Consider the following 8,128-nt stretch of genomic DNA (forward strand, 5'->3'; position numbering starts at 1 on the left):
AGATCACCGGGTTGATGGAGGTGCTCAGGTGTGTGATGCTGGCGTATCCCAGCGTACGCCACCAAGTAGGCTAAATAGCCACTACCTAGCGCGACTTGAATGCTCAGGGGGAGGTTTAGAAGATTTTCATCCATATTTTTCTCTTAGTTTAACCAGGCCAACCTACAAATAGCCGCGATAAAACCCATTCCGAGGTGGTAGTTAGCATACAGCGGCCTCGTTAACCCTCAGCGTATCAAAAGTGCCATAAGATCAATCGTCGCTTGTGCTATTTTTCTCCCCCGTTCGTTTCGAGCGAAGTCGAGAAACCGACACCACACGCCAAGCTTCCCGTTTCTCGACTACGCTCGAAACGAACGGGATTTGGTCACCCCCCTTCAATCCCCAGCAAAAGCGAACGGCGTAACCCCCGCCTCGCGATCGCTCACGATCCGCGCGCGCCCGGCGGGCGGTGCGCTGCGTTGCGGGCAGTTGGTGCGGGTGCAGGTGCGGCAGCCAAGGCCCACCGGCACCGCGCCGCCCGCCAGATCAACCCCGCGCGCCGCCGCCAGCGCGCTCGCCTCACTCGCCGCCAGCCCTAGCCCGATCGCGAAACGCCCGCGCACACCCCCTGCGCGCGCGCCTTGGGGCTGTACCGTGCGGGCCAGTGTGAACCAGCGTGTGCCATCCTCGGTTTCGACCAGTTGGCGCACCAGATCGCCGGGACGGCCGAAGGTTTCGAACAATTTCCATAACGGGCACAGCCCGCCCTCGACCAGGGGCGAGGCGCTCGCGCCGGCATAGCGTTTCGAGACCTGCCCTGCCCGATCGACGCGCAGCATGAAGAAGGGCAGCCCGCGCGCGCCCACCCGTTGCAGTGTCGTCAGCCGGTGCGCCACCTGCTCGAACCCCGCGCCGAAGCGCCGCTGCAACAGCTCGATGTCATAGCCCGTCCCCTCGCACGCGCGCAGGAACCGGGCATAGGGCATCATCAGCGCGGCGGCGAAATAGCCGGTGACGTGGCGGCGGAACAGCCGCTGTGCGGTGCGGTCGGCAAGCTCGGCCCCGCGCACCAGCGCCTCGATCTCCGCCCCCGCCTCCACCCCCAGCCGCTCGGCCATCGCAAAGGTGCGCGATGCGGCGTCGAGCATTTCAGACAATTGCAATTGCCGCGCATGCAGGTCGACGCGCTTGAGCATGTCGGGCATCACCTCGACCGGCAGGATGCGGACCGACAATTGATGCTTCACCCGCAGCCGCTCGGCGATCGCCTGCGCCAGATCGCCGCTGCCCAGCCGCAATTCATCGGCCAGATTTTCGGCGGCGGCGTCGAGATCGGCAAAATGGTTGCGCCAGCGTTCGATCGCGCGGCGGACATCGCGCGCGATGGCGTCGCCCTCGTCGATCACGCCGCCGCCGCTTTCCGCCCCAGCGCGATCGAACAGCCGCGCAAACGCCTCTGCCCCGCCGGGCGCCGCCGCCAGCCATTCCTCGACCTCGCTGCGATCGACCTCGAGATCGGCGAACAGCGGATCGGCCAGCCGCCGCCGCATCGCCGCCGCGCCGCCCCCCGGCTCGCCCGCCGCCAGCGCGCGCGCATCGAAATCGAATCGCTGCGCCAGCCGCACCAGCAGGTTCGCCGACACCGGGCGCTGGTTGCGCTCGATCAGGTTGAGGTAGCTCGGCGAAATCTCCAGCGCCTCGGCCATCGCGGCTTGCGTCAGTCCCGCCTGCCGCCGCGCCCGCCGCACCGCGTGCCCGGCAATCAGCTTGCGTTCGGCCATGTCCTACAAGCCCCCTTTTGTGTCACACCGCGGGAATGGACCGAAACGACTCGCCCTTGTCAAGTATTTACAATCTGACAGCAGATAGCTCGCGGCCAGCGACAGCGCGACCCGCGGGGGAGGCAAATGCATGGGGTACCTAGTGTAGCTTTTGTATACTTCCAAATCATCCGCAGGACGCTTTGTGAAGGTGATGACAATGACTACCAGCTTCGAAACCCTCGTCCCCGCCCCCGTCGGCCGCTTTGAGGGGATCGAACGCCCCTACACCGCAGCCGATGTCGAGCGCCTGCGTGGCTCGGTCACGATCGAACACACGCTGGCGACCCGGGGCGCGAACAAGCTGTGGGAGCTGCTCAAGACCGAGGATTACATCAACGCGCTGGGTGCCCTGAGCGGCAATCAGGCGATGCAGATGGTCCGCGCCGGGCTCAAGGCGATCTACCTGTCGGGCTGGCAGGTTGCCGCCGATGCCAACAGCGCCGGGCAAATGTACCCCGATCAGTCGCTCTACCCCGCCAATGCCGGCCCCGATCTTGCCCGCCGGATCAACAACACCTTTCAGCGCGCCGACCAGATCGAACATAGCGAAGGCGGCGTGACCCGCGACTGGTTCGCCCCGATCGTCGCCGATGCCGAAGCCGGCTTTGGCGGCCCGCTCAATTGCTACGAGATCATGAAGGCGTATATCGCCGCAGGTGCCGCCGGCGTCCATTATGAGGACCAGCTGGCCAGCGAAAAAAAGTGCGGCCATCTCGGCGGCAAGGTGCTGATCCCGACGCAGGCGCATATCCGCAACCTCGACGCCGCGCGCCTCGCCGCCGATGTCTCGGGCGTGCCGACCGTCATCTGCGCGCGCACCGACGCCGAAAGCGCCAAGCTGATCACCAGCGACGTCGACGAACGCGACCGCGAGTTCCTGACCGGCGAACGCACCCCCGAGGGGTTCTTCCGCCTGAAGGACGGCACCGGCGTCGATCACTGCATCAAGCGCGGCCTCGCCTTCGCGCCGCACGCAGATTTGCTGTGGTGGGAAACGTCGAAGCCGGTGCTGGCCGACGCCCGCCGCTTCGCCGAGACGATCAAGAAGCAATATCCGAACAAGATGCTGGCCTATAATTGCTCGCCCAGCTTCAATTGGGAGGCCAATCTCGACAAGGATGACATCGCCCGCTTCCAGCGCGAAATCGGCGCGATGGGGTATAAGTTCCAGTTCGTCACGCTCGCGGGCTTCCACCAGCTCAACTACGGCATGTTCGAGCTGGCGCGCGGCTATAAGGATCGCGGCATGGCGGCCTATAGCGAGCTGCAACAGGCCGAATTCGGTGCCGAGCAACATGGCTACACTGCCACCCGCCACCAGCGCGAAGTCGGCACCGGCTATTTCGATCTCGTCGCCACCACGCTGGCGGGCGGCGCAAGCTCGACCACTGCGCTTGGCGAATCGACCGAGGCCGATCAGTTCAAAAAGGCCGAAACAGCCCTGGAGGCCAAGGCCGCCTGACCATTTCAACCAGCTTTCCTGGGGAGGAAAGATGCCCGTCGGCACCGCAGGGTGCCGGCGGGCATTTACGTTGCACCGCTGCAATATTGGAATAACGGGTATGGAAAGGCGGGTTGCACAACTGCGCCGCCAGCGATAGCTATAGCGCAACGCCAGCAAGCGCACCTGTAAAATGCGCTGCGGGCCACCCCATTCCTTTCGAACAAAGGGAATGGGCCAGAGAGGATGATGATGGCGCTCGATTCCGAAACCTTTGACGCATTGATCGAAACCGTCCGCCGCTTCGTCACCGAACGGCTCCGCCCGCTCGAAGCCGCGGTCGAAGAGGCCGACGCGATCCCGCAGGATGTCGTCGACGAGATGAAGGCGCTGGGCCTGTTCGGGCTGTCGATCGCCGAGGAATATGGCGGCCTTGCGCTGACGATGGCCGAGGAATGCCGGGTCGCGATCGAGCTTGGCCGCACCACGCCGGCGTTCCGGTCGACCTTTGGCACCAATGTCGGCATCGGATCGCAGGGGCTGGTGATGGCGGGCACGCCCGAGCAGCAGGCCGAATGGCTGCCGCGCATCGCCAGCGGCGAGATCGTCACCAGCTTCGCGCTGACCGAGCCCGATGTCGGCTCCGATTCGGGCGCGGTAAAAACGCGCGCGGTGAAGGACGGCGACCATTATCGGCTGTCGGGCACCAAGCGCTATATCACCAATGCCGACAAGGCCGATCTGTTCACCGTGATGGCGCGCACCGGCGACGATCTCGGCGCGCACGGCGTTTCGGCATTCCTGGTCCCGCGCGATCTGCCCGGCGTGTCGATCGGCAACCCGGAAAAGAAGATGGGGCAAAAAGGTGCCAAGGTCGCCGACCTCAACCTTGACGACGTGGTCGTTCCCGCCGCCAATCGGCTGGGGGCCGAGGGTGAAGGCTTTAAGATCGCGATGCGCGTGCTCGATCGCGGGCGGCTGCATATCGCGGCGGTCTGCGTCGGCGTTGCCGAGCGGTTGATCGCCGACTGCGTCGGCTATGCCGGCGAGCGCAAACAGTTCGGTAAGCCGCTCGCCGAACACCAGCTTATTCAGGCGATGCTGGCGGATTCAAAGACCGAGGCGCTGGCGGCGCGCGCACTGGTGCTTGAAACCGCCGATAAAAAGGATCGCGGCGACGATGTCGTGCTCGAAAGCGCCGCCGCCAAGCTGTTCGCGTCGGAGGTGGTCGGCCGAGTCGCCGATCGCGCGGTGCAGATCTATGGCGGCGCTGGCTATATCGCCGATTACGGCATCGAACGGCTCTACCGCGATGTCCGGCTGTTTCGGATCTACGAAGGCACCAGCCAGATCCAGCAACTGATCATCGCGCGCGAAACGATGAAGCGCGGCGGGTAGCTTCTTCCCCCCTCCCGCTTGCGGGAGGGAGCGGGGGAGGGCCTTACTTATTGTCCTGTTTGCGGATGGCCCCACCCCCGGCCCCTCCCGCAAGCGGGAGGGGAGTTATCACATGGACACCAGCACCCTGTTCCGCCTCGATGGTCGCGTCGCGCTTGTCACCGGCGGGTCGCGCGGCATCGGCAAGATGATCGCGACCGGCTTCATCGGCATGGGGGGAAAGGTGTATATCTCGTCGCGCCGCGCCGATGCCTGCCAACAAACCGCCGCCGAACTGGGCGAACACTGCATCGCGCTGCCTGCCGACGTATCGACCGTCGATGGCTGCAAGGCGCTGGCGGCGCAATTTGCCGAACACGAACCCGCCCTCGACATTCTGGTCAACAACGCCGGCGCGGCATGGGGCGAGCCGTTCGACAGCTTCCCCGAAAAGGGCTGGGACAAGGTGATGGACCTCAACGTCAAATCGCCCTTCTTCCTGACGCAGGCGCTGCACGGCGCGCTCAAGGCCGCTGGCTCGCGCGACAAGCCGGCCAAGGTCATCAACATCACCTCGATCGACGGCCAGCGGCTGAATGCATGGGAGACCTATAGCTATCAGGCGTCGAAGGCGGCGCTGATCCACCTCACCCGCCGGATGGCGGCGCGGCTGATTCAAGACGGGATCAACGTCACCTCGATCGCGCCGGGTGCCTTTGCCAGCGACATGAACAAGGCGGCGCGCGATCACGGCGATTCGGTGGCCAAGGCAATCCCGGCCAGGCGGATCGGCGAGGCCGAGGATATGGCGGCGGCGGCGATCTATCTTGCCAGCCGCGCGGGCGATTATGTGGTGGGTGAGACGATTACCGTCGATGGCGGGCTGGTGAACGCCTCGCTGGGTGCGTCGATCGACGGCTAAGAGACCGTTTGGAAATTCGCGAAAGTGCGAATTTCCAAACGGTCTCTTATACCAAGTCCCACGGGCGGTCACCCATGTGCCCATGATCGCAAGCCGATGGACATGATGAGCCACGGCTGATCGATGAGACGGTTCCATGCGAAGCAGCATTGATCGAGGATGTCGGCGTAGGATTTGAATATCCTATTGGAGAGCCAGTTTTGGCGTATCCATCCGGGGAGGGCCGCAGGGTAGCTCAGATGTTTTTCATGAAGTCTGACCGGCGGTCGTCGAGGATATCTTCGAGGTAATCGAGGCCTTTGCGGGTGAAGCCGGTGACGGACGCGGCGCTTTCGTCGAGGCTGTCGATACTGCTGAGGCAGCAATCTTCGGGTTCCATTTGTTCGGCCCCGGCGAACGGTCAGTCATCGCGCACGTACACCCATAATCGCGCGATATCGGTCTTGCCCTTGGCCATCACTGGCACGGTGGTGTCGTCGCCATGCAGGCGTATCGCCGCCAGCACATGGGCTTCGATCAGGCGGTAGATCGGCATCAGTGCGAATGCCGCGGCGCCGACCTGATCCGCCAGCGTCGATATGCTAAGCGGCACGCCTTCGCGGGCGAACCAGTCGGCCTGGCGGTTGAGCGGCTGGTGCTGCCCGTACTTCTCGAAGAGCAGCATGGCCAGAAAGCTGGGACCAGCCCATCCGCGCGGCACGACGTGGAACGGTGCTGGCGCTTGGCTGATCTTCTCGCAATCCCGGCAGCTCAACTTCTGGCGAACCGTCTGGATGACCTTCCACTGGCGCGGGATCACTTCCAGCGTGTCGGTGATATCCTCACCCAGCCTGGAGAGGCGGACGCTGCCGCAGGCCGGGCACGAGCAGGGTGACGGCACTACCACCCGCTCGCGCGGCGAATGCTCGGGGAACGGCTGCCTGGCCGGGGCTTTGCGCTCGAAGCTGCGGACGTTGGCAGTCTTCTGCGCGGCGGCTTCGGCGACCAGGGCATCCTCGCTGGCGTCGGCTTCCAGCTCCTCCAGTTGCAGCTCCAGCTGGTCGAGCAGGCGGCGGGTGCGTTCGGCGCTGGCACCATATTGCTCGCGCTTCAGCTTGGCGATCTGCAACTTCAGATGCGCAATCAGCGCGTCACGGGCGCTCTCGCGGGCTAGAGCATTGGCAAGCCGGGCTTCAAACTCATCGGCTCTGCGAGTCGCCTTCTCGGCCAGTTCCAACGCCGCCGCGACCAACGCCTTGAGCGCTTCGACGTCGTTGGGCAGGGCGGAAATGGTGGTGACCACGAAGGCGAATGAATCATCCGGCACGCCTTTCTGCAAGGCCAAAATGCAGGGGCGGAAAACCTATCCTGCGCTCTGCGGCCGCCAGCTATACTGCGGGTTGCGCCAGTCGATCCCGTCCAGAAGACAGGCAAGTTGCGAGGCCGTCAGTGCCACCATCCCGTCGTTCGCCGATGGCCAGATGAACCGGCCCTTCTCGAGCCGTTTGGCATAAAGCGACATCCCGATCCCGCCATGCCAGATGATCTTCACCAGCGATCCGGCTCGGCCGCGGAACACGTACAGATCGCCCGCGAAAGGGTCGCGGCGCAGCGTCTGATCCCGTTCTTCTGGCCGACCCGCGCCTCGTCCCCGGATCAAGTCCGGGGCAGGCTCTGCCACCAAAGCTCTATTGCTGTGCCGCGCGGGAGCGTTGCCCGGATCGCTGCCACCTCGGCGGGGAAGTTTTTTTAAACGTCGGAATGGCGTCATCATCCTGCGCATGATGGCGCGGACGCGCAGACAGCTTGCGATACCCCATGGCGCGAAGCTCCCGGCTCAATGTCTGCTTGCTGACGCTGACGGAGAACTCGTCCCACACCCACTGCGCCAGATCGATCAGCCGCCAGCGTATGACACCGTGCGATGCCGGGATCGGGCCACTCTCGACGAGCTGCGCCAAGGCGCGACGTTGCGCGTCGTCGAGCAGTGGCACGCCGCCGGGCGGCACCGCGTCGTTCAGCCCGTCAGGCCCGGCGGCGTTGAACCGCAATACCCAGTCGCGAACCGTCTGAAGCCCAACCCCGCCGACGCGCGCCGCTTCGCTCCGTGTCCCGCCCTCGTAAATCGACGCCAGCGCCAGCAACCGGCGCACCTGGTTCGCGTCACCGCTCAATCGAGCCAGCGCCCGCATCTTGGCCGCTGTGAAATCCAATCGAAGCGCGACCGCCGATGCCATCGCCAACCTCCCTCAGGTCCGCGATCATTGAATCGAACTTATGGCCGCTTGGGAATCCCCTATGAGGCCCGCCTCATGGGATCTGATATTAGAGCCTGATCCAAAAGTTTCTCAACCCCAGCAACAGCTTGCGGTTCGGCGGGTGAGCATACGGATGGATGCGATGAGCGCCCAAGCGGTGGAGGATGCGACGGAGGTTTCCCAATCCTTGGCGAGGCGGCGGCATCGCCCGAGCCAGGCGAAGCTTCGTTCGACGACCCATCGGCGGGGCAGGCGCTGGAAGCCTTTGGCAGTGTCGGAGCGCTTGATGATCTCGACGGTCCACTGGCCCATGCTGGCGAGTGCGTCGCGCAGTTTGTCTCCGGCA

7 protein-coding genes and 3 pseudogenes are annotated in these 8,128 nt (G+C 64.5%); 3 read left to right on the plus strand and 7 right to left on the minus strand.

The annotated features are described in order from the left end of the window. Positions 1 to 377 precede the first annotated feature (377 nt). On the minus strand, positions 378 to 1,763 hold the full coding sequence (locus QU44_RS16435) for a helix-turn-helix domain-containing protein (RefSeq protein ID WP_033923496.1): 1,386 nt from the start codon (positions 1,761 to 1,763) through the stop codon (positions 378 to 380). 199 nt (positions 1,764 to 1,962) lie between these two features. Here QU44_RS16435 and aceA point away from each other — a divergent pair, with 199 nt between their 5' ends. The 3 genes from aceA to QU44_RS16450 all read left to right on the plus strand — a co-directional run bounded on the left by aceA (position 1,963) and on the right by QU44_RS16450 (position 5,545). Continuing rightward, positions 1,963 to 3,267, plus strand: coding sequence for an isocitrate lyase (gene aceA / locus QU44_RS16440; RefSeq protein WP_033923497.1), 1,305 nt, complete (start codon positions 1,963 to 1,965; stop codon positions 3,265 to 3,267). A gap of 231 nt (positions 3,268 to 3,498) precedes the next feature. Next, on the plus strand, positions 3,499 to 4,644 hold the full coding sequence (locus tag QU44_RS16445; protein ID WP_033923501.1) for an acyl-CoA dehydrogenase family protein: 1,146 nt from the start codon (positions 3,499 to 3,501) through the stop codon (positions 4,642 to 4,644). Between the two features lie 112 nt (positions 4,645 to 4,756). Beyond that, positions 4,757 to 5,545, plus strand: coding sequence for an SDR family oxidoreductase (locus QU44_RS16450; protein ID WP_033923498.1), 789 nt, complete (start codon positions 4,757 to 4,759; stop codon positions 5,543 to 5,545). A 68-nt stretch (positions 5,546 to 5,613) separates the two neighbouring features. Here QU44_RS16450 and QU44_RS18385 read toward each other — a convergent pair. From QU44_RS18385 to QU44_RS18005, 6 genes and pseudogenes are all read right to left on the minus strand, one after another. Then, positions 5,614 to 5,757: pseudogene (locus QU44_RS18385) on the minus strand (IS630 family transposase); the annotation flags it as partial. Positions 5,758 to 5,780: 23 nt separating this feature from the next. Then, positions 5,781 to 5,924 carry a hypothetical protein gene (locus QU44_RS18565; RefSeq protein WP_197054365.1) on the minus strand — a complete coding sequence of 48 codons (144 nt, stop codon included), beginning with the start codon at positions 5,922 to 5,924 and terminating at the stop codon, positions 5,781 to 5,783. Positions 5,925 to 5,948: 24 nt separating this feature from the next. Continuing rightward, positions 5,949 to 6,815: pseudogene (gene tnpC / locus QU44_RS16455) on the minus strand (IS66 family transposase); the annotation flags it as partial. A 72-nt stretch (positions 6,816 to 6,887) separates the two neighbouring features. Further along, complete coding sequence (tnpB, locus tag QU44_RS18570; RefSeq protein WP_231621788.1) at positions 6,888 to 7,205, minus strand: IS66 family insertion sequence element accessory protein TnpB; 318 nt, start codon at positions 7,203 to 7,205, stop codon at positions 6,888 to 6,890. After that, a pseudogene (locus QU44_RS16465) lies at positions 7,202 to 7,761 on the minus strand (helix-turn-helix domain-containing protein); the annotation flags it as partial. The gene tnpB and the pseudogene QU44_RS16465, both read right to left, overlap by 4 nt. A 111-nt stretch (positions 7,762 to 7,872) precedes the next feature. Continuing rightward, the coding region (locus tag QU44_RS18005) for a transposase (RefSeq protein ID WP_156141250.1) at positions 7,873 to 8,128 on the minus strand (256 nt) is incomplete at its 5' end.

It is taken from the genome of Sphingomonas sp. 37zxx (assembly GCF_000786205.1).
GTDB lineage: Bacteria > Pseudomonadota > Alphaproteobacteria > Sphingomonadales > Sphingomonadaceae > Sphingomonas.

Coding starts and splice junctions, on each gene's coding strand:
- QU44_RS16450 (WP_033923498.1), top strand. CDS start 4,757: ATGGACACCAGCACCCTGTTCCGCCTCGATGGTCGCGTCGCGCTTGTC.
- QU44_RS18565 (WP_197054365.1), bottom strand. CDS start 5,924: ATGGAACCCGAAGATTGCTGCCTCAGCAGTATCGACAGCCTCGACGAA.
- aceA (WP_033923497.1), top strand. CDS start 1,963: ATGACTACCAGCTTCGAAACCCTCGTCCCCGCCCCCGTCGGCCGCTTT.
- QU44_RS16435 (WP_033923496.1), bottom strand. CDS start 1,763: ATGGCCGAACGCAAGCTGATTGCCGGGCACGCGGTGCGGCGGGCGCGG.
- QU44_RS16445 (WP_033923501.1), top strand. CDS start 3,499: ATGGCGCTCGATTCCGAAACCTTTGACGCATTGATCGAAACCGTCCGC.